Genomic DNA, 21,460 nt, shown 5'->3' on the forward strand with positions numbered 1-21,460 from the left:
GCTCTGATGTAGTTACACTAATCCTGTAGAGCCTAACTATTGAAAATTCGTAAAGTGCTACTATCTAGCGACTTTGAGATACCTTTTTAGATCCTCGGAGGATTACTAAAAATTGAGAGACTGCTGCTTTGACCTCTTCTGACTCAAACTCATTTCTGTCGAGTCCAATCTCCAATAGGCTCAGAGCTTTTTCCAGTAACTCAAAGGGTTGGCGATTTTTCCCCCGAACTTTCTTTTTGTTTTCCAAAAAAGGTTTCTGGCAATAGGGAATAAATAGCAAAGGCTCTCCCTCACCAGAGCGTTTTGGCTTTGGCATTGTTCATGTCTCCTGTTTAGTTTTTACAGAGTGGAAAGACTCACGGCTGCTGACTGCTGACAGGAGCAGAGATGGGGAGTTATATCCCCACTCAAATAAAGTAACGCTAAAAACCGTTCTGTCTAAAGAACAAGAAGGGCTGCGATTATGTATCTGTGTTCCTACTCGCGATCGTTGCTCACAGAGCCGCGAAGCTTTCCATTGTCTAAGTGTAAGCGATCTAAACATAGTTGTCATCGTTGCTATACTTGTGTACTATGGTGTGGACAGGTAGAAAAAGCTTATTAATTTTTATTGATAGCTTAACCCCCTATTAGGGATTGAAAACATTAGCTGCGCTCCTAATGGCGTTCGTTCTTCTACCTTCCTACCTGACTTAACCCAAACCCCTATCAGGGCTTGACCTTCTACGCAATCCATATTTCATCCCCCTTGCTTTTGAGCCAGTGGGCCAGCGTGTCCACAAGCAAGGCCGACTGCCCAAAGGCGATCGAATAAGGTGCAGTCGCATCGTGGAAACTGTACCGATCGCAAATCGGATAAATCTGAAAGTGCACCGGCAGTCGCAGGCGCGATCGCACTTCAGCCACCGGATAGCGCAGCACATAACAAACCAATGCTTGCTTCTTCAAACGCTTGTTGATTTCCCCGATCCAATAATTCTCAGGTTGCACAACCTCAATCCCCGTCAAAACCTGAACTTTCCAAGCAGCAGCATTTTCCTCTAATTTTCCCGAATAAGTAAATTTCCAATTCAGTCTTTCCTCCCGATAACTACGCAACTTCAAAAAAGCAAGACAATGTTTAAATCGACCTTTGGCAATTGGTTGCCCAAGGCGTTCCGATGTCTCGTTCAACATTCGCATAAATGCAGATTCCGTCATCGGTTCGATTTCCAAGTTGCTCAAAATTCCTGGTAAATCGTAAGTTTTAAATTTGTCTGCCTCATGGGAATCGGTTAAATCGCAAATCCCGCATTGCAGGGGACTAGAACCTCGAAAACTGCTAGCATCTTCAACTATTGGATTTCCTGTCTTATTACCCGATCGCTCTTGCCACTCTTTGCCCCACTGTTTAATATTACCTGCCACTTTCCCCAAGCTAGTTTTAAATACTTTTTGAGCAGCTTCCTGAAAAGCTTTCTGACTTGATGCGTACTGCTGTTTAATTGTCCTGTGCCCTAATTGCCAACAAATTTGAACTGACTGCACCGCACCCCACCGCGAATAATATCCCTCAAAATTGTTGATTTGGCGGTAGTTTTCGCGAATTTGTTGATAGAAAAAAGGACGATCGTAAATTCCGTTAGAGTCTAAAGTGGCAGTATCCCCTGCAAACAAGCGTTCGACTAAGAAATTAGGGGTGAGTGCGATGGCTGTGAAATTTTTAAACTGAATAAACTCTCCATTGCGCTCGCAGCCATCGTGTCGCCCCAACCTTCCCAATCTTTGGATGAAGTTGCCCGCATCGGCGGATTCAAAAATTAGCAAATTGATTTTGAAGTCTACCCCGACATCAATGGTGCTAGTACCGAGAACTAAGTCTGAGGAGAGCGATCGCTCTTTTTCCGTTTTTCCCGATAACCCGGTATTTTCGCCCACAACTAAACCGTGAGGCGCGAACAATTCCCGAAAAAATGGTGTCAGCCGCTTGACGGCAGCAATTGAATTCAGGATAATAGCTCCTTTACTTCCCGGATTGTGTTTAAAGTGAGTCAGGATGAGATTTGCGCTGTCCTTCAGCCAAGTTTCAGAAGCTTTTGAAGTTGGTTCTAAGGAAATAAAAGTCAGCGTACTTTCCCTCAATATCTCCCGCCAGGAGTCTGCTTTCAACTGTTCGATTTCTGCAGGGCGATCGGGAAACTGATATTTGCCTGCTTTTAAAGGGTCGATAGTTTGACAGCGAAAACCTGCTATTTCTAGTCTGCTAATTAATTGGTCGTCAGGAGTTGCTGACAGGAATACAAACTTTTTTCGGCGGTTTGTATTGCGAATTAACAACATAGTATTGATGACGCTGGCAATCTGGGGAGATGCTAAAACATGAAATTCATCAAAAATGGATAGGTCAAAATCTTTGTCGATGCGACCCCACAGTTTATCGGGGCTATCTTCAGAGCTTAAATACGCTCCTCGGTGGAGATAGTGCAAGATATCAGGGTTAGTTAATAAAATCTCTGATTGACCTGTGCGAGATGCGATCGCGGCTGCTTTTCTCAGTTTTTCATTTTCTGCATAGATTTCTAATTCCGAGCCGCTAAGTCGGACAACGCGGGGTTGATGATCGGGTTGGAATTGTTCGATATAGCGCTGAATTTGAGTCTCCTGATCTCGCGCCAGTTCATTCGTCGGATATAGCGCCACTACACAACAATCTGTCTGCAATGTTTCTAAAAAAGCAGCTAAACTTTTGCCATCGCTAGTGATAGCTGAGTTGAAAATGACATCAATATTGGGATTGCGAATTGCCTTTAAAGTTTCGGCTTGATGCCAAGAAAGTTTCCAACCTTCGGGTAATTTAACTCCCTTGGGAATTTCCGCAGCGGGACAGGAGTAAACGGATTTGAGAGTAATCTGGTAATCGGACATATGCTGAATCTGTGTCCGTAGAAAGTAGATATCCCCCATATTGACACCGACAATAGAGATAATCAAGCCTGTACAATGAGAAAGTGTCCGTATATTTATGAGTCGCAAAGGTCAATCGATCACCCTATCGGTTTCTGAACGAGATAAAACTGAGTTGGAAGCCTTGGCCCAAGAATTCGGGAAGACGTGGGGCGATCGCCCGAACATATCCAAACTGATAGAAGCGATCGCCCGCCGCCAACTGACGATCGCCCCCAACCACGACTGGCCCCAAACCCGCATCCAAGCCCTAGACCTCGCCCGACAGCAATTGCTTGACTTGGGTAAAATTGATGAAGCGCTGGCAATTGCCCAATTGTTGAGCGATCGCAGCGAACTAACTCTCCCCTTCCGGGCTGAAATCGATCGGTTTTTGAGCAACCCATTACCTGCTTGGCGGCAAAAAATCGATAATTTTATCCACAGACACCAACCATTTCGCCTTTCCTATCGAGATGCAGCCGATCGCCTTTGGAGTTACACAGTTTTACACGCGAAAATGATTCCTATTGAAAAGCGGCAATATTTAGTGTGTCGCTGTGAAGAATCGGAGGGCAACCAGGATGTATTGGGACTCGAACACAACTGGACGCTACTCCTCGATCGCATTGAAGATGCTGCGGTGATTTCGGTCGATCAACCTTGGCTGCCGGATCTAGACAGGATTTCCGTAGAATTTCACTTATTTGGCAGGCTTGCCTTTAACTACAGACGAAAGCAAGGCGATGTGGAAGTCAGCGACTTAGAAGGAGATCCGCCAATGAGACGAGTTACCCGTCAGATTTTCAATACCTTCTGGTTTTTCCGCGAACTTGCCCCCTATTGGGAAGATTGCGCGATCGCCTCTCCAGACAGCGTGCGCGATCGCTTCCAACAAAAACTGATCGCCCTCTGCCGCCAGTACGACATCAAAATCGGCGATTAGAGGACTTGGAAGTACCGAAAAACGCACAGGGACTTAAGAAACCGGGTTTTTTCCGAAAAACCCGGTTTCTGACAACCCGCCCACCAATCCAAAAAAAAGCAGCCCGTTACAGGCTGCACATCGAAAAAACCGTTGTTTTGTTAGAGGAGAAAACTTTAAATCGAATTCAAGTCGCCGTTATATCAAGTCTCAGGGACTCCGGCGGGCGATCGGCTGCCAACCAATTTCGCCATCTTTATCTACCGCTGACTCACCCTACATTGCTGCTGAAAGTTCATTCACCATTCTTACCCTGCCTCTGAGCACTGCCCGCAGCAGGCGGTTGACACAGCCTCTATCTTCGTCATTGAGGGACTCGTCCAAGGTAGCGGCCATCAAACCGTAGCGATCGGCTAAAGTCAAAACGCCCGTGTCGCTGACAGAAGCGATGATTTCAGAGATAGCGCCGGGGAGGAGTTGCAAGCAGTTCATGGCAGTGCGGTTGAATTCGATATATTAATCATGCTCTGGTTTCCTCAAAAGATCGGTGATATTAATTAGGTTCCGAAGGTGATTATTTGGGGTGTACGTAAGTGATCCGAGTTTAGTCAATGCGTGACGCGAATCACAGCGCCAAAGATGCTGCGGGCAATTCCATAGCAAGCTAACCTTTGGTAGGACGCGGGACTGATGGCGTTTCGCTAAAATGATTGAATCTGTCAATCAGTTTAATTTTTACCCCAGTACCGAAAATGCTTGATTTTCTCAATCCCATTTTGGGCCGATCGCCCGATCGCATCAAAGCCAATGTAGAAATTTACACTTGGCAAACCTGTCCCTACTGCATCCGGGCAAAAACTTTGCTGTGGTGGAAAGGCGTAAATTACACCGAATACAAAATAGACGGCGATGAAGCAGCCAGAAATGCAATGGCCCAACGCGCCAACGGAAAGCGCAGCGTGCCCCAAATCTTTGTTAACAACCAACACCTCGGCGGCTGCGATGACATTCACAAACTTGATAGAGATGGAGAATTAGATGCGCTGCTAGCTCAACCAGCAGTTTAAATAGTGTTCATAATAGGTTCGTAGTGAGAACTTTAGTCCTTAAGTGCTTAAATAAAGGACTAAAATCATCACTACTAACCTTTAGCAAATTTACCGAGATTGTCTTGCCGCCATTTAGCATCTGTACGCCTGTTTGTGAGCAATTCTAAGACCCGAATACCGTTATTTGGCAGCACCAACAATTTTTGTTTTAACTGCTCCCAGTCGTCGATTATCTCGTGTTCCACGCCGTAAGTTGCACACAACTGAGCAAAGTTAATATCCTGCGGCGTGGCAAAAAACTCTTCAAAGGGCGGGTCAAATTTGGCAACTGGCAACATTTCAAAAATTCCGCCACCGTTGTTATTAATTAAAACAATTGTCAGATGACCGACAAATTTATTTTGAATCAAAAAACCGTTTGTATCGTGCAAAAAAGCTAAATCGCCTGTTAGCAATATACTGCTTTGATTGCGGTGGGCAACTCCCAAAGCTGTTGACAGGGTGCCGTCGATGCCGTTAGCGCCGCGATTGACAAATGGTTTGATTTCTAAGTTGTTCGGCTTCCAGAAAAATTCGACATCTCGCACGGGCATACTGTTAGCAATAAATATCGGTGTTCCAAGCGGCAAAATTTGGGAAAGCAGCCAGGAAACTTTGGGTTCGATTATGTTGTTAATTTCTGATATTTTTTGGTCTATGGTTTGTCTGACTTGGATTTCGGCGTTGTGCCAAAGTTGGAGGTATTGGTTTGATGGCGAGGTTTGAACCCCCCCTAGCCCCCCCTTGGTAAGGGGGGGGACTGGAGAGTCTGGAGGGGAGTTTTTGCCTGTTCGATCCCCCCCTAACCCCCCCTTGGTAAGGGGGGGGACTGAAGTTAATTTAGTTGCGAGATTAGTTGCTAGGTTTTCTACGGAGGTTCGCAGGTGAATTGTTTTGCCGTGTAGCGGATCGAAGTTGTGGTGGCTGGGGTCGATTATGTAGCGTTTGGGTTGGGTTTTGTCTAGCCAGTTTCGCAGTTCTTTACTTGTGGGTAAGTCTCCGATTTGAATGGCGATTTCTGGTCTTAATTTTTCTGCTAGTTCGCGGTTTCGCAGGATTGTATCGTAGGTGGATATTAGATGGGGGTTGAGTTGGGCGCGGTTTCTTAAGGGCGATAATCCTTCTGCTAAAACTGGCCAGTTTAATAGTTGGGAAATTCGGGCGATCGCACTACAATACTTTTCTGCATCTTGAGGCTGGGCTACCCCTGCAATAATGATCCCTCTGCTACACTTCTGCCATTGTTCCATTGCACTTCCTACTCCCCCCCTTAGCAAGGGGGGGCTGGGGGGGGTAGAAGTTTCTGCTACAACAATCGGTTCTAATCCTGCAAAGAAATCTTCTGAATTAAATTCGGTTTCTAAAGCTTCTACAGCAATATCTGGAACGGGTACCAGCGGATCGCGCAGGGGGACGTTGAGGTGGACGGGGCCTGGTGTGGGAAAGGTCGATCGCTCGATCGCATACATTACTGTCTGTCGCAGATAGCCTAGCATCCCTAATTCTGCTGAAGGGATTGCTAATTCGGCTTGCCAGTTGGGATAATTGCCGTAGATTTTCACTTGATCTATGGCTTGTCCGGCGTGACAGTCGCGGAGTTCGGGAGGTCTGTCTGCTGTGAAAATTAGCAGCGGAATTCGACTTTCTCTTGCTTCTATTATCGCAGGAAAAAAGTTGGCGGCGGCGGTTCCAGAGGTACAAATTAGTGCGGTTGGTACACCGGATCTTTTGGCTATTCCTAATGCAAAAAAACTTGCCGATCGCTCGTCGAGTATGGGGATAGTTTCTATTTGATTATTTTGGGCGAAGGCTATTGTTAGCGGTGCCGATCGCGAACCGGGACAAATTACGGCTGTTGTTAGTTTCAGTCGCTGCAAAGTCTCGGCTATTATGGAAGCCCAGAGGGTGTTTGTGTTCCGAAAGTCAAGCATTTTGTTGTTTTGGCGATCGATGGTATTTTTATGAGATATAGCCTTTCTCAAGCGCGGTGAGGTATGCCCACGGCGGCCTATGCCCGGTTTGGCCACGGAGGCCACGGCGGCCTATGCCGGATAGTACCTCATACCAGAGCACAGAAAGGCTATATTCCTAAACTAAAGCATTTAAAAGTGCCTGCAATTTTAGCTGAATTTCTGCTAGTTCTTTTTCGGGTTCCGAACCTGCTACAATACCGGCGCCAGCATAGAGTATAGCCCGAGATCCGTCGATTAATGCCGATCGGATGCCCACGGCAAATTCGCCGTTACCGCTGCGATCGATCCAGCCCAGGGCTGCTGCATACAAAGAGCGATCGTAGCTTTCGCAAGCGCGAATTTGCTGTAGGGCAATATCCCTCGGCAGGCCTGCCACCGCTGGTGTTGGATGCAGTTGTGCTAAAATTTTTAACAAGTGAATATCTACGGGAATTCCAGCAGTGATTGGTGTCCACAAATGCTGAATATTTGACAGTTTCAGCAGTTTCGGCAGCGGGGAAAAGTCGGGATTTATACCGAGAGTCAAAAAGCGATCGACTATAAAATCAATCACAACTTGATGTTCTCTAATATCCTTTTCGCTGTTCAGTAAACCTTTGCCTAAATCCGCATCTTCCGCCTCTGTTTTTCCCCTGGGCGCAGAACCGGCTAAGGCATATGTTACTAACTGATTGTTGTAAATGCTGATTAACCGTTCGGGACTGGCACCGATAAATTGCTGACCTTTGCCGTTACTGGTGGAAAATACGTAGCAACCTGGATAGGAAAGGCGCAAGTTGTTTAAGGAATCTATTAAATTAAAAGGTGTTGGAGAAATGACATTTATGGCTTGAGACAACACAAGTTTACTGAAATATTTAGAATCGATCGATTCTAAGGCAGATTTTACAGATGTTTTGAATTGAGCCGCATCATTTACAGGGATTTGTTTTAAAGATATTGGAATGTTGCTATTGCTAGGTTTTTTAATAAATTTTAGAGAGGCAATTTTGTCAATTTCTAACCAAATATTTTTGGCAATATCTTTAATATTTATATCTCGGCTGATGATGGTATTTGCGACCAGCGTACAGCTATCTTTTAGGCTAGTAATTTGCCATTTGGGTAAAAATATGGTGGCCGGTGGAAAGTAAGAATTGGTGGCGAAATTTTCATCGAAAAAAGCAAAGCTACAAAAAAAGTGAGGCCCGCTGAAGGGCAAGCGTTCTGTACCGATGGTAATTGTTCGAGCAAGACAAGATTGAATAAAATTTTGAGTGAGGGCAAATCGATCGCTTCCCGCTGCTGTGAAATGGATGGTGGAATCTAGGGCGGCGATGGCAAAACTATTATCTCCAAGAGGGTCTCTTTTTTCAAAATAAAAATGTCTGCCGTCGGGTGCGGCAATTTCTTGCAGTACCGCTAGCGGATCGACGGGGGAAATCTCCTGAGAAATACTAACTATTTTTGTTCGATCTTTTTCTGTTAAAGACTGCTGACAATCTAACAGAAACTTATGCAGTTGATTGCGGTCTTGCAAAATATTAGGGCGGTGCGGTATTACTGTCATGAAATCGAGAATAGCAGATTTGTCAGAAAGAGTGCGGTTTTGTCCCGCTAGAACCCAATGCGCGATTGATAAGTCGGCGGTTGAAACCGCTTCTTGTCAAATCAAATTTTCGTCCGCTTCCGCGAACTGAAGAAGATAGCGTAATTTTAACCGCCCACTCTTCAACCCCTCTGAGCTCGGGTTTTGTTTGTATAGATGCGGTTTTAAGCGCCCGGTCTTCTGAGCCCAAGCGTAGGGCGCTAGAAACCCTATTTCGATCTAACCACGGTCTGGGTCGATCGCAAAACATGACCTTTCGAGTTTCCCGACAGTTTGGACAGGCTGCGGGCAAAAAACAGACGATCCTGTTCTAGGGCTGCGCCAACGCGCGATCGACCGAAACATTTAGACATAAAACTTAAGATTGAGCCGCTAAGTCTGGGCTTCGCCTGCGATCGACCCCGCAGAGGTTGACTGGCGGGCATTCTCGGGCGCGCCAGAACCCACAAAGGCGATCGACGGATGCCGGAGGCGCACTCAAGCGGATACAGAGCAGACATTCTTCACCAATAAAATTGTAAAATTACCAAGCTGCTATCAATTGCATCAAGTTTGTGTAATGACAACAAAGATAATTGAACGTCCAAATAGTAAATTGTGGCTGGCCGCAATCAAGCCGCCTATGTACAGTGTTGCGGTGATTCCTATTTCAGTAGGAACTGCAATAGCTTTTGCCGAAACTAAAACGATTAATTCGTCAATCTTTTCGACATTTTTAATGTCAGCCATTTTAATTATAGCATGGCTGAATCTCAGTAATGATGTATTTGACTCGGAAACAGGCATCGATAAAAATAAAGCGCATTCCGTAGTTAACTTAACCGGAAATAAAGCTTTAGTTTTCTGGATTGCCAATTTATTTTTAGCCGTCGGAGTGTCGGGAATCTGCGCTATTTCCTGGTGGCAACAAGACCCAACAGTAATTTGGCTAGTAGTGTTGTGTTGTGCCCTCGGCTATACCTATCAAGGGCCTCCGTTTCGTCTGGGCTATCAGGGTTTAGGCGAAATAATTTGCTTTTTCACCTTCGGGCCGCTAGCTTTAGCTGCTGCTTATTACAGTCAAACTCAAACTTGGTCTGCGACTAATTTTGCTGCTTCGACAATCGTGGGAATTACTACGAGTATCATCTTATTTTGTTCGCATTTTCATCAAGTTGATGACGATTTGGCGGCGGGGAAAAAATCACCGATTGTCCGGTTGGGTACGAAAAAAGGTGCGCTGTTGTTGCAGTGGTCGTGCGGCAGCATTTATGCTTTGACTGTGCTGTTTGTGGCGTTGCGAATGTTTCCAATTTGGACGTTGTTGATTTTTGGGAGTTTGTTTTTTGCGATCGACCTTTGTCGCCATGTCGCAGAATATCACGACCAACCGGCAAAGGTCAGCAACTGTAAGTTTATTGCAGTCGCGCTGCATTTTTCGAGCGGATTGCTGCTGGCGCTGGGGTTTGTCTTGTAGTTCGGGCGATCGACAATTCCGGTAAAATGGAGGTATGGTTTGCTAAGCTGAAGGAGTTGGCAGACTTGGTAAAGTTGGGCGACTTCTCAAAATCTTCTTTAGTTTAGCAATCCTTACCTCACATTGAATCGTAAAAAAGGAGAATTAAACCATGAGTACGCAAACAGAAATCGGCAAAATATTGAGTTTAGAAGAAATTATGCACTTATATCCTAGCGAGTGGGTGCTAATTGCTTACACTGAACTGGATGAGGATTTGAATGTAATTCGAGGTGAAGTTTTAGCACACTCACCGGAGCGCGATTTGCTTTACAATAATGCTTTGTCAAGGAAGGGAAAATCGGTAGCAATAGAATACACCGGCCCGATCCCTGAAGACTTAGCAGCTATGTTGTAACAAAAATGCCAGATTATCAAAAAGCTTATCGCTTGTTGCGTCACGGACGAAATTTGCTCGCGGTGCAAGCAACCATTGGTGGAAATAATGGTGATGCTACTGAGTATCGCGTGCGTTTATTGGTAGATACGGGCTCTAGCTTCACAATATTGCCTGTTCAAGTATTAGAAACTCTGGGTTACGATACGCGCAATCCTTTACGCAGGCAAGAATTAGTTACAGGTCAAGGAAGAATCTACGTTCCTGTAATTAAGGTATCTTGGTTTAATTGCGTGGGTCAAGTAATAGAAAATCTTGACGTAGTTGCCCACGATATACCGCCAAATATCCGCATAGACGGTCTTGTTGGTAGGGACTTCTTAACTCGTTTTCAGGCAGTCATCTCTGTTGGCCATGCGGAAATTAGATGTCAGTAAATACGGCAATTATTATAGTAAATATCGTATATGGATAAATTTAAAAATTATCAATTTTACTATTCCTTAACTGGCAACAAAAATCAGCAAATAATTTTATTGTTGCACGGATTCACGGGCAACAATCAAGATTTTAGCAGCGTTATTTCCTTACTATCTCACAAATATTGCTGTCTTGCCGTTGACCTTCCAGGTCACGGAAAAACCAGAGTAATCGGCGACGAAAGTTGCTACAATATGTCAAATACAGCCCAAGCTTTGATAGACTTATTAGATGATTTACAAATAGACAAATGTTTGTTGTTGGGCTATTCAATGGGCGGGCGATTGGCGCTGTACATGACATTACATTTTCCTGAAAGATTCGAGAAAGTCGTGTTAGAGTCAGCTTCTCCGGGCTTGAAAAGTGAAAAAGAGCGATCGCACAGACTGCAAGCCGATTTACAACTAGCACAAAAACTGGAAAATAGCAACATTAAAGATTTTATTTTAAACTGGTACGATCGCCCTTTATTCAAATCCTTAAAAAAATCTCCCAACTTCGACCAACTCATCGAAAGCCGCTTAGCAAACAATCCCTTAGAATTAGCCAAATCTCTCCGCAACCTGGGAACCGGCAACCAACCATCTCTTTGGGAAAAACTAACACAAAATCAAATCCCCCTCCTCTTGCTAGCGGGAGAAGATGATGAAAAATTTACAACTATCAATGCAGAAATGGCCAGCTTGTGTCCGGCCGCGAATCTAGCAGTTATACCAAAAGCAGGTCACAATATCCATTTTGAAAACATCGATCAATTTGGATCGGTTGTGAGACAATTTTATGATTAACTACAAAACAAATGCTATATAAATTCGAGTTTCGCACCTATCAGCGAAAATTTAAGCGCCCGCTGCGAACAAGTCACGGCATTTGGGATATTCGAGAAGGAATTATCCTGCGACTGATTGATGAAAACAATCGCATTGGTTGGGGAGAAATTGCTCCTTTGAGTTGGTTTGGTTCCGAAACTTTTGAGCAAGCTTTAGATTTTTGTCACCAGTTACCTGCTAATATTTCATCAGAGATGATTTGGGCGATTTCTCCTGAATTACCAGCTTGTCAATTTGGCTTTGAGTCAGCACTATCAAACGAGCAAAATTCACCCCCCCCAACCCCCCCTTGCCAAGGGGGGGAGAAAAGCGAAGATTTAAGTCAGTACAGCGGTTTATTGCCTGCTGGTGAAACAGCTTTGCAGGTTTTACCAATGCTTTGGTTGGAGGGACATCGCACGTTTAAATGGAAAATTGGCGTTGCTGAAATTGAACAAGAATTAAAGATTTTTCAGCAGCTAATTGCATCAATGCACGATTTGGGCGATCGCAAATCAGTATTTTTGCGGTTAGATGCCAACGGGGGACTCAGTTATTCCCAGGCTAAAACATGGCTGGAAGCTTGCGACAAAGTAAAAGCAACTCCCGATTTGGCGGCAGATATTGAATTTTTGGAACAGCCGCTGCCGATCGCCCAATTTCAGGAAATGGTAGAATTGAATGCTATTTATGCAACGGATCTCGCCCTAGACGAATCCGCAGCCAACCTCGATCGCATCCAAGAATGCTACAGCCAAGGTTGGCGGGGAATTTTCGTCATTAAACCTGCGATTTGCGGTTCTCCATCCCAACTCCGAAAATTTTGTAAGACGCACAATATAGACGCAGTTTTCTCATCAGTATTTGAAACCAAAATCGGCAGACAAGCCTCCTTAATTTTAGCAACAGAATTGTCTATAAATAATAGAGCCCTAGGCTTCGGTACCGATAGCTGGTTCGACGACAATCATTCGATTTTAGATTTTAGATTTTAGATTTTAGATTGTGGAGGTTCAAAAACCGGGTTGATGGGCAAATTCGGTAAAAAACCCGGTTTCTTTGTCGGAGTGCGTAACTCCTGTAATTGTTTTGAATTAAGCAACCTGGTAAAAGCATTTATGACAGCAAATTTAACAACAAATATTCTAGATATCGCGTCTGGCTTTCCCGATAATTGGCTTGTCGGTGGTGACAGCGGCGAATTTGCCCGAATAGTCGATCGGCAATTTCAACAAATTACCAAAAATCCCGCCCAAAAAACACCCCCAAAAATTTGCATCGCAGAATCAGAACCCCTGCAATTTCTTGCCGGTTTCATCAGCGCCCGCGCCGCCAAATGCCCAATTTTTCTCTGCAATCCCAACTGGGTAAAACAAGAATGGGAACAAGTCTTTGATTTAGTCCAACCAGACCTAATTTTAGGACAAAATGCTGAGTTAAAAAAAATATTCTCCTCTCTTACAGTCCGCGAAGGCGGACTTCGTTTGTATAGCCGCGAATTCAATTCGCCGGGATTCAATTCGCCGGGATTCAATTCACCCGAATTCAATTCACCCGAACTCAATTCACCCGAATTCAATTCACCCGCATTCAATTCGCCCGCATTCCATTCGCCGACTAAAAACGGTTTTGATACGATCATGATTCCCACCGGCGGTTCATCGGGAAAAATCCGTTTTGCCATCCACACTTGGGAAACACTAACCGCATCAGTCGAAGGTTTTCAAGAATATTTTCAACTTGACAAAATCAACTCGTTCTGCGTTTTGCCATTATACCACGTCAGCGGTTTCATGCAGTTTATGCGATCGTTTACGACGGTTGGTAAACTGGTAATCCAGCCGTTCAAAGCACTAGAATCCGGCGAAAAAGCCGATATTGAACCCGAAGAATTTTTCATCTCCTTAGTTCCAACTCAACTGCAACGGCTGCTACAAAACCCAGATACAGCTAATTGGTTGTCTCGGTTTCGTGCCGTACTTTTGGGCGGTGCTCCCGCTTGGCCGGAACTTTTAGCAACAGCTAGAAACCATCAAATCAAACTAGCACCCTGTTACGGCATGACAGAAACCGCTTCACAAATTGCTACACTCAAACCAGAAGATTTTCTCGCGGGAAATAACAGTTCAGGTCAAGTTTTACCCCACGCCAAAATAACAATTCGCAGTCCCCAAGGTGAGATTTTGTGTTCCAATCAAATTGGAAATATTGCAGTTAATGCTAAATCCTTAGCCTTGGGTTATTATCCTGAAAAATTTGGCGATTTGCCATATTTTCAATTAGACGATTTAGGATTTATCGATCGCAATAACTGTTTAAATATTGTCGGACGCAGCAGCGACAAGATTATCAGCGGCGGAGAAAACGTATTTCCGGCACAAGTCGAAGCCGCAATTAAGAATACTAATTTAGTTGCCGATGTAGCCGTAATTGGCTTGCCTGACAAAGATTGGGGTCAAGTGGTGACAGCGATTTATGTTCCCGCTAATTCCGAAGTTACTGTCAAAAATCTGCAAGCGGCAATAGAAGATAAGTTGAGCAAGTTTAAGCGACCGAAATATTGGGTAATCGTCGAACAATTGCCGCGCAATTCTCAAGGCAAAATCAATCGAGAACAATTGCAAAAAATTGGGCTCAAATATCAATAATTATTAGGCGAAATCAATGCAGAAGGCAGAATTTTCCATGCTTATTTCTGACTCCTGACTCCTGATAACAGTCAATAGTCAACAGTCAACAGTCAACAGTCAACAGTCAACAGTCAACAGTCAACTGACTAATTACGACAAATCTAACAGCCTTCTCTTCCTCTCAGCTTCCTGCCTTTGAACATCCACAAACTTCAACATTCGGTAAAGTACCTCTATTTGTGGCAACTTAACACCTGCTTTTTCAGCTACCCGTATCGGATTGCCAAAAATCGCCTCTACTTCCAGCGGCCGCGATTCATCGTAATCGATTTTCATGCTGGTGCGGTAAGGCTTCATTTTGTGAGTATATTCCAGCATATTTGGGATAAAATTATCGGGAATAATACGATCGCAACTTTTAGCCGCCGCTATCACTTCCGCCATAATTTCCTCAACCAAAATTAAAGTATCGGGATTAGCCATCAGTTCGTCAGTTCTCGCATTTAAAATCACAGAAAGCCCGTTATAAGGAATATTCCAAACCAGCTTTTTCCACCTTGACAATAGTAAATCTTCGCTCATTTCTATGGGAATCTCAGCCCGTTGAAAATCCTCAGCAATTTGGTGCAATCTGTCAGTAATACCGATGGCTTTGTAGTCTTGGGCATATTCACCCAAGGTAATAGTACCGTAATCGAGGTGGGAGACGTGACCGGGCCCAATTTTATAAGAACACAGAAAACACAGCCCGCCAATCACTCGTTCTGCACCGACAATTTGAGCAATTTGTGGTTCCGCATTTAGTCCGTTTTGTAATACTAAAACAACGCCGTTATCCTTTAATAAAAGAGGCAATATTTTAGACAACAAGTGATTTTGAGTTGTTTTCAGCGCTACAATTACTACGTCGCACTGAGGCATTTTGCGCGCGTCGTGGTAGGCGCGGACTTGCGGGAGGGTGAAGTCGCCTTCGGGAGACTCGATTATCAAACCCTGTTTTTTGACGGTCTGGTAATCGCTACGCAGCAAAAAATTCACTTCTAAACCTGCTTTTTGCAGTTTGGCACCGTAGAATCCGCCTACAGCTCCCGTACCGATGATGGCATAATTGCGATTTGTCATAAGAAGAAGGAAGAAGGAAGAAGGAAGAAGGAAGAAGGAAGTTCGGCAACGAGCAATGTACGGGATGTAACGGATGGAATAAGGAAGAAGGAAAAAGAAGGAAGAAGGAAGAATGCTTAGAGTTTCTCGTTTTTGATTTGTCTGTATTTTACGTTTAAGTAAGTGGAACTATTTAATATAAACAAGTCAGAAGAACTTTTTAACTAAACAGAAATTTGACTGCCATTTCCTACTATTATTTAAATATTGAAGTCAACTAAAATCTCAACTCTCAAATTGCCTCAACCACTGGATTAAGTCTTCAGATAGCTGTTTTCTAGTTCGCGTCACTGCATCGATGCAGACGTGCTTAGTAAGAGCTTTGGCCGCGCTTTTTCCTGCAACTTCCCCAGAAAATACTTGATAGGCAATTTCAAATTCATCGCCAGCAACTTGTTTGGGCGTTAGTTGAATTATCAGCCGATCGCCCGCAAACATAGGGCGATAAAAATCTACAGTAGCATGAATTACGGGCAAAGCTGCCTCCCGATTGCTAAAAAACGCTTTGAGATTGATTCCCGATGCTGCTAGAGATGCCTCGTAAGCTTCGTGGCACATCGCCAAAACGTTGGCAAAGTAAACGACTCCAGCAGCATCGGTATCTTGGAAGCGAACAGTGCGGTTGTAAGTGAAAGGCATTTCAAGCTGTTTTGAGTTGTGAGTTTTGATGAAAAAATCTTGTCTTTTTTGAACAAAACTTAACCAGGGCCGGTCGCAACCCGGTTTCTACGAAAAATATACGAAGAAACCGGGTTTTTCAAGTCAGGATGCGTCCCGGATTATTTAAGTCAAAACTCCTAAGTTTTTGATTTTTTCCTTCTTTCTTAACCTTTGTTCTTAATCAACATCACGTCTATAATCTTGAGCGCAGTTTCTTCGGAAAGCCCCAAGGAACTGTAAAGAGCGTTTAACAGTTGTTCTTCTTCTTCCGACACTTCGCCATCTGCTAAAGCGATGTCAGTTGTTACAGCAAAAACTGTTTCTTTAAGTTCGTCGGGAAGTGTTACCAAAGCCGCATTAAACAGTACCTCGACTCCTTGTCGTTGCAGGATCATCAGCAGCCTTTCGAGCATTTTTCTCATCACGTCATCGGGATAGCTGCGGAACAGTTGCATCCGAGATAGCGTCATGCTAATCGCTTTACTTTCGCTGTCATTGATGTAACCGTCGGCTGCTACAGCAATTAGGGCGATCGCCGCAAATGCTTCGGCAGGCCCTAACGTTACGTCCGTTTGTTGGCGAGTCTGCGATATTTTGTCAAATAAACCCATGAGATTTTCCTCATTATTTAGTGGTGGATTCATGGAGTCCCGACGGGTTCGGACTCTGGAGCTTTTTGCGGAAGTTTAGCCAATCATATCAAATTTTGTCAGTTATTTATTATCAAGAAAATTATGAAAAAATTAAGATTTTTAATTTCACCAGGCGGCGCTCGTCGGGCGGGTTGATTCAGAGCCTGAATTGCCTCGTATATCTCAGCAACAACCCGCCCTTCGAGTACAGACGATCTACTTGTCAAACAGCGCTAAATCTGCTTTCAGGAAATCAACAAACTGCCGCGCACTCCTGCCCGATCGCCCGTTGCGACGAGTTGCCCATTCCTTAGCCCGGTGCTCCAAATCTTCAGCAGCGAGCTGAATTCCAGCAAGTTTTGCCAGATGTCGGACAATACTTAAATAAGTGTTTTGATCCGCCGGTTCAAAAGTTAAAGTCAAGCCAAAGCGATCGCTAAATGAGAGTTTTTCCTGCACCGTATCCCAAGCGTGAATTTCATCTCCGTCGCGGGGGCGAGGCCTGTCATCAAAAAACTCTCGAATTAAATGCCTGCGGTTAGATGTGGCATAAACTACCACATTTTGAGAACGCGCGGTGACATTTCCTTCTAAAACCACTTTCAAGGATTTAAAAGCATCATCATCTTCCTCAAAAGAAAGGTCATCGACAAAGATAATAAACTTTTGAGGAACTCCCCGCAACTTGTCAACAATTAGCGGCAAATCTTGCAAATCAGATTTAGATACTTCAATCAACCGTAAATTGCGAGATCCAAATTCATTTAGCAGCGACTTCACCAAAGAAGACTTACCAGAACCGCGACTCCCGTAGAGCAAGACGTGCAAAGCGGGATAACCCGCCAGCAAAAACTCCGTATTTTTCACCAGAGCATCGCGCTGCCAATCGCAGCAAACCAACTCTTTCAAATTTACGCGATCGGGATGCGAAATACCCGCCAACTGCCCGGAACGCCAGCTAAAAGCGCGATATTCGGCAAACAAACCAGTACCAAACTTTCGGTAATATTCTGCCAAAGATTCCGCAGCACCAGACCATTTTTCCAGTTGTCCGTACAGGGGTTTATCGCCCGGTTCTGCTACAGTTTCGGAATGCCAAATCGGAGGCACTACGTCAAGTTGACCCGCTACCCGCACCCACTTGCTCAACTGTTCGCTGCTGCATTCGTAAATATTTTGCAGCACTTGTAAATCGTGTCGGGCGGCTTCTACCAAAGCTGGTGGCAAACTCGCAAAATCTGTTTGTTGAGCCTTGCGAGAAAAGGGATTTTCGTCTTTGAGAATTTCCCAAATCAGAGCATCTTTCCAACTCAGATTTTGAGCGGCCTGAACTTTGAACCAGTTACCGTAAGCCACCTGACAGTCTAAACCGCTGATTTCGCTGTGGTGGAGAGCTTGCAGCAAGTCGAGAAAGGCTTGAGCTGTGGGGCTTGTGAGGACTGATTGATACAGCAGCAGGGATGCTGCTTGGCGTTGGAGGTAACGGATTTGGGCGATCGCACCAGAGGTTAGGGCTGACATAAGGGCAATTGTATAACAGTTAGATATCTTGACTGGGTTTAATAAATTTTCTAACAATTTGTGACCGAAATAGCAGGTCTCGCTGTATAAACTTAGATGCAAAGAGTAAAATTGTGAGGATTAAAAATGAATTTAGGTACAACAGCGGCGATCGGCTACGGCGTTTTGACACTGATTGGCGGCATCATAGGTTACATCAAGGCCAAAAGCCAAGCCTCACTGATTTCCGGCCTGATTAGCGGTTCGCTGCTCATTTTTGCCGGCACCGCACAACTCATGGGACAAAGTTGGGGTTTAACATTAGCAGCAGCCATCTCTGCTGTTTTAGTAGTAGTCTTTATTTTACGGCTGGTCAAAACTCGCAAGTTCATGCCCGCTGGAATGCTGATTTTAGCTAGTTTGGCATCTTTAGGCGCGATCGTTTACGAAATCGGCGGTCAATATCAATAATCTGTTGACTGTTGACTGTTGACTGTTGTTAGTGGTTATTTGTTAATTATTAGTTGTTCGTTCTAATTACCAATAACCAATAACTACTAACCACCAACCAATAACTACTAACCAATAACTACCAACCAATAACCAATAACCACTAACCAATAACTGCTTCAATATACTGATCAATTTTCTTGAGTTGCTGCCGCTGATATTCCATCCAATCTTTTTCCGCCACTCGCTCTTGGACTGTTTCTTGCTGGTACCGAGCCTGCTTTTCTAAAAAATTATTGTAGAACATTATCGTTTTTTCAACTGTGTGAATTGCCAGTTTCACGCGCTCCTCAAAAATTTCTAAGATCAAATCATCTACGAGCGATCCAATTACCTTACAAGACTCTTCAAAATCGCTCAAACTGATTCCCAATTTACTTTTATGAACCAGAGTTTCTACAGGCTCTTTCAGCGTTTCTTTAAAAGTTTTTGCATAAGACTCCGGTAAATATTTCAGAGGTTCTGTAAACTTCGACACAATCTCGCCGCCTATTGATTGCAGTCGCTCTCTAAATCTCAATTGACTGTGGAGGTCGAAGCATTCTATACAAGATTCAATGTTTTCGATATCAATCGACTGTAATTCTTTAAAAATTAAATTAAGTTCATTTTCGACAATCAAAACCACTCGTTCCGCCTGGTAATTGACTTCACTCCGCAACTCTTTGTGCAAATTATCTTGTTCAAAAAAACCGATAGTATCTCTTTGAAACACTTGATAATTTTTGTCCCACAAAAACCACTGATTTTTTAACTTAGTAGTTTTGTCGCTCCACGCTTTGCGAGCTTTAACAACAGCATCATATTTGCCCTGTTTTCCTAAACTGCGAATTCTCACATCGCATCCGCTTAGTTCGCCAATTTGCTCCCACACCTCAACAGGAGATGCTTCAGCAATTCTCGGCTTGCTATTCCAGACATCTTCCGCCTGAGATATGTCTTTGAAACATACTTCAAGTAACTTCTTAAGTCTGAGGGCAGACTGCTTCATTTCGTCAACGCAGTGTTCCACATCTAAGTTGAGGTGGGTAGCTGACTGTTTAATTTCCACGGATTTATATTCGTCGGCCAACAATCGATCGCTAAACTGAGTAATAGCCTGAAATACCTTGAGATATTCATTCATTTCCTTTTTTTCCTCATTTCCCTAAATAGCATACAATACAGAACATCTGCTTTTTTGAATACAAACTGAGTCACACCATTTTAGATTTTATATTTTAGATTTTAGAATTGGAAATGGGGAATGACAGATGACCTAACGGTTTGGAACACGGGCTTCATCAGTTGTATTCTTTTTTTAAACTGGTGTCACAATATGGATTATCTGTTCACCCCTGAAACTCAGGATCGACTCAAAACTGGCGGCCTGATACAGCCTGCTGCCAAAACAGGAAAATTGCTCCCCGCAGCTAGAGATCCGGTGACGGGGGAGTTTGTCGAGATTGCCAAAGTTTTTTATCCATCAACAACTGCAACTCTATCCGATCGCGGAGTTTTAGGATTGCTCGCACAGTTAGCCGGAGGCGGGCCCGTGCAGCCGCTGGTAGCTCCCGTGTACGTGACTGTGGCACCGTTGCAGCTTGCTCAAACTCATCAGGGGTTTCAAAAAATATACAGAATGCTTAACTGTCTAAAAATTAATTTGGCGGTGATGCAAGCAACTGTTGCTGTGATTGGTCTTGGGGCTGTCTCAAATACGGTTTTGTCAGCAGTAAACTTCGACCAAGTATTAAAAATTAGAGAAGAGGCAAAGCACCAAAAGTTAAAAATTAAAGACGGATTTATCGATCTCAGACACATCCTCAAGGAGCGGGGAGTTGAGGTGATCCAGCAGATTTTTCAGGTGGCTCACGACTCTAATTTTGCAATGCACCGTCAGAAACTGGTTAACGGTTATGATATTTTTTCTAAGGCTGTCAAACGCTGTCAGTCTGCTTTGACATTGCCCGATATTAAACTTCGGAATTCCGAAATTAGTAGCGGGCGGGATATGCTGTTTGAGGCTTTAAATATTTATGAGCGTCCCAGTTTGTTGGAGGGGCTGTCTTCTGCCGGACAGATCCGGCAAATGGAATGTGTTTGGGCGATCGAACAGGCGATCGCCATCACGTTTGAATTGCAGCGGGCTTACGATAGGGCGAGCGATCGCCTCCTAGGACTGCAATCAAAAATTCGTCTAGACCTTCTAACTGTTGTTAAAGGATGTCAATCGGAATCAGAACTAAATTTTTTATTTCCCGAAGTTACTAGGATTTTGGGTCACGATTTAAGTGTAATAGAATTTTGGCAAAATGAGGTTGATTGGATGCAAACTTTGTCTCCCAAAGAGCAGCACCAGTTAGCTAGTTTAGATCGACTCAGCGGTGATGATTTAAAAACCTACGTACACACTGCATTCGCGGCATTAGCTGCGGAACCCGCAGTTTATGATAATTTAAAGCAAAAGTCTCACTTCCTATCCTTGCGCGACCAATTAGCCTTCGCTGTGAAGCCAGAAATCCGCCGGGGATACGAATTGTATGTCAGCCAGCGGGCGATCGCCACTGGCTATCAAGCTTTAGCTGGCTCGAACTTGCAAGAAATATCTGATTTAACTGTGGCGAACCTCTACTACTTTTTTAAAGTGCGAGAGGACTCAACTGAAAATCATCCAAGTGAGGAGGAAGTAGAAACACCTGCTTGGCACTTTCCCAAATCATTAGAAAACGAGCTTAATTACTGCAATTAAATGAGAGGCGATCCGTCGT

General features: G+C 44.1%; 22 protein-coding genes. 11 read left to right on the forward strand and 11 right to left on the reverse strand.

Annotated features, from left to right (window positions below; genetic code table 11):
• Positions 1–64 precede the first annotated feature (64 nt).
• On the reverse strand, positions 65–316 hold the full coding sequence (locus tag AACV78_RS17945) for a hypothetical protein (protein ID WP_194012574.1): 252 nt from the start codon (positions 314–316) through the stop codon (positions 65–67).
• Positions 317–723: 407 nt separating this feature from the next.
• Positions 724–2,904, reverse strand: a complete 2,181-nt coding sequence (gene cas3 / locus AACV78_RS17950) for a type I-D CRISPR-associated helicase Cas3' (RefSeq protein ID WP_194012573.1) — start codon at positions 2,902–2,904, stop codon at positions 724–726.
• Between the two features lie 97 nt (positions 2,905–3,001).
• On the opposite strand from cas3, the gene AACV78_RS17955 reads away from it, so the two are divergent.
• On the forward strand, positions 3,002–3,868 hold the full coding sequence (locus tag AACV78_RS17955) for a WYL domain-containing protein (RefSeq protein ID WP_194012572.1): 867 nt from the start codon (positions 3,002–3,004) through the stop codon (positions 3,866–3,868).
• A 255-nt stretch (positions 3,869–4,123) separates the two neighbouring features.
• On the opposite strand, the gene AACV78_RS17960 is transcribed toward AACV78_RS17955, so the two are convergent.
• Positions 4,124–4,339 carry a hypothetical protein gene (locus AACV78_RS17960; RefSeq protein WP_194012571.1) on the reverse strand — a complete coding sequence of 72 codons (216 nt, stop codon included), beginning with the start codon at positions 4,337–4,339 and terminating at the stop codon, positions 4,124–4,126.
• Between the two features lie 260 nt (positions 4,340–4,599).
• Here AACV78_RS17960 and grxC point away from each other — a divergent pair, with 260 nt between their 5' ends.
• A complete protein-coding gene (gene grxC, locus AACV78_RS17965; RefSeq protein WP_194012570.1) occupies positions 4,600–4,914 on the forward strand; it encodes a glutaredoxin 3 in 315 nt (104 codons plus the stop codon).
• A gap of 74 nt (positions 4,915–4,988) precedes the next feature.
• Here grxC and menD read toward each other — a convergent pair whose 3' ends face one another.
• From menD to AACV78_RS17980, 3 genes are all read right to left on the reverse strand, one after another.
• The gene (gene menD, locus AACV78_RS17970; protein ID WP_194074319.1) at positions 4,989–6,866 is read right to left on the reverse strand and encodes a 2-succinyl-5-enolpyruvyl-6-hydroxy-3-cyclohexene-1-carboxylic-acid synthase; all 1,878 of its coding nucleotides are present in this window, start codon (positions 6,864–6,866) and stop codon (positions 4,989–4,991) included.
• 157 nt (positions 6,867–7,023) lie between these two features.
• The gene (locus AACV78_RS17975) at positions 7,024–8,457 is read right to left on the reverse strand and encodes an isochorismate synthase (protein WP_194011769.1); all 1,434 of its coding nucleotides are present in this window, start codon (positions 8,455–8,457) and stop codon (positions 7,024–7,026) included.
• Between the two features lie 248 nt (positions 8,458–8,705).
• Positions 8,706–8,996, reverse strand: coding sequence for a hypothetical protein (locus AACV78_RS17980; RefSeq protein ID WP_194011768.1), 291 nt, complete (start codon positions 8,994–8,996; stop codon positions 8,706–8,708).
• A gap of 59 nt (positions 8,997–9,055) precedes the next feature.
• On the opposite strand from AACV78_RS17980, the gene menA reads away from it, so the two are divergent.
• From menA to AACV78_RS18010, 6 genes are all read left to right on the forward strand, one after another.
• Positions 9,056–9,952, forward strand: coding sequence for a 2-carboxy-1,4-naphthoquinone phytyltransferase (gene menA, locus AACV78_RS17985; RefSeq protein ID WP_194011767.1), 897 nt, complete (start codon positions 9,056–9,058; stop codon positions 9,950–9,952).
• A 151-nt stretch (positions 9,953–10,103) separates the two neighbouring features.
• Entirely contained in the window at positions 10,104–10,349 is a 246-nt protein-coding gene (locus AACV78_RS17990; protein WP_194011766.1) for a hypothetical protein, read from the forward strand.
• A gap of 5 nt (positions 10,350–10,354) precedes the next feature.
• Positions 10,355–10,765: a retropepsin-like aspartic protease family protein gene (locus AACV78_RS17995; RefSeq protein WP_194011765.1), complete on the forward strand. Its 411-nt coding sequence runs from the start codon at positions 10,355–10,357 to the stop codon at positions 10,763–10,765.
• A gap of 30 nt (positions 10,766–10,795) precedes the next feature.
• On the forward strand, positions 10,796–11,596 hold the full coding sequence (menH, locus tag AACV78_RS18000) for a 2-succinyl-6-hydroxy-2,4-cyclohexadiene-1-carboxylate synthase (RefSeq protein WP_194011764.1): 801 nt from the start codon (positions 10,796–10,798) through the stop codon (positions 11,594–11,596).
• An 11-nt stretch (positions 11,597–11,607) separates the two neighbouring features.
• Positions 11,608–12,612 (forward strand): o-succinylbenzoate synthase, encoded by a 1,005-nt coding sequence (locus tag AACV78_RS18005; protein ID WP_194011763.1) that lies wholly within the window; start codon positions 11,608–11,610, stop codon positions 12,610–12,612.
• A gap of 123 nt (positions 12,613–12,735) precedes the next feature.
• Positions 12,736–14,265 carry a 2-succinylbenzoate--CoA ligase gene (locus AACV78_RS18010; RefSeq protein ID WP_194011762.1) on the forward strand — a complete coding sequence of 510 codons (1,530 nt, stop codon included), beginning with the start codon at positions 12,736–12,738 and terminating at the stop codon, positions 14,263–14,265.
• 132 nt (positions 14,266–14,397) lie between these two features.
• Here the strand turns inward: AACV78_RS18010 and AACV78_RS18015 are convergent, their stop codons facing one another.
• Positions 14,398–15,369 carry a putative 2-dehydropantoate 2-reductase gene (locus tag AACV78_RS18015; RefSeq protein ID WP_194011761.1) on the reverse strand — a complete coding sequence of 324 codons (972 nt, stop codon included), beginning with the start codon at positions 15,367–15,369 and terminating at the stop codon, positions 14,398–14,400.
• Between AACV78_RS18015 and AACV78_RS18020 the strand changes: the two genes are divergently transcribed.
• Positions 15,301–15,489, forward strand: coding sequence for a hypothetical protein (locus AACV78_RS18020; RefSeq protein ID WP_194011760.1), 189 nt, complete (start codon positions 15,301–15,303; stop codon positions 15,487–15,489). The genes AACV78_RS18015 and AACV78_RS18020 overlap by 69 nt on opposite strands.
• Positions 15,490–15,633: 144 nt before the next feature.
• Here the strand turns inward: AACV78_RS18020 and AACV78_RS18025 are convergent, their stop codons facing one another.
• The 3 genes from AACV78_RS18025 to AACV78_RS18035 all read right to left on the reverse strand — a co-directional run bounded on the left by AACV78_RS18025 (position 15,634) and on the right by AACV78_RS18035 (position 18,221).
• Complete coding sequence (locus tag AACV78_RS18025; RefSeq protein ID WP_194011759.1) at positions 15,634–16,047, reverse strand: acyl-CoA thioesterase; 414 nt, start codon at positions 16,045–16,047, stop codon at positions 15,634–15,636.
• A 185-nt stretch (positions 16,048–16,232) separates the two neighbouring features.
• Positions 16,233–16,679, reverse strand: a complete 447-nt coding sequence (locus AACV78_RS18030) for a tellurite resistance TerB family protein (protein ID WP_194011772.1) — start codon at positions 16,677–16,679, stop codon at positions 16,233–16,235.
• 237 nt (positions 16,680–16,916) lie between these two features.
• Positions 16,917–18,221 (reverse strand): ATP-binding protein, encoded by a 1,305-nt coding sequence (locus AACV78_RS18035; protein ID WP_194011758.1) that lies wholly within the window; start codon positions 18,219–18,221, stop codon positions 16,917–16,919.
• A 126-nt stretch (positions 18,222–18,347) separates the two neighbouring features.
• Here AACV78_RS18035 and AACV78_RS18040 point away from each other — a divergent pair, with 126 nt between their 5' ends.
• Positions 18,348–18,671, forward strand: coding sequence for a TMEM14 family protein (locus tag AACV78_RS18040; RefSeq protein ID WP_194011757.1), 324 nt, complete (start codon positions 18,348–18,350; stop codon positions 18,669–18,671).
• Positions 18,672–18,813: 142 nt separating this feature from the next.
• On the opposite strand, the gene AACV78_RS18045 is transcribed toward AACV78_RS18040, so the two are convergent.
• Complete coding sequence (locus AACV78_RS18045) at positions 18,814–19,836, reverse strand: hypothetical protein (protein WP_194011756.1); 1,023 nt, start codon at positions 19,834–19,836, stop codon at positions 18,814–18,816.
• A 120-nt stretch (positions 19,837–19,956) separates the two neighbouring features.
• On the opposite strand from AACV78_RS18045, the gene AACV78_RS18050 reads away from it, so the two are divergent.
• The gene (locus AACV78_RS18050; RefSeq protein ID WP_228042327.1) at positions 19,957–21,441 is read left to right on the forward strand and encodes a hypothetical protein; all 1,485 of its coding nucleotides are present in this window, start codon (positions 19,957–19,959) and stop codon (positions 21,439–21,441) included.
• Positions 21,442–21,460 lie beyond the last annotated feature (19 nt).

Origin of the sequence: Tychonema sp. LEGE 07196 (assembly GCF_963890365.1) — a bacterium.
In the GTDB taxonomy this organism is placed as follows: domain Bacteria; phylum Cyanobacteriota; class Cyanobacteriia; order Cyanobacteriales; family Microcoleaceae; genus Microcoleus.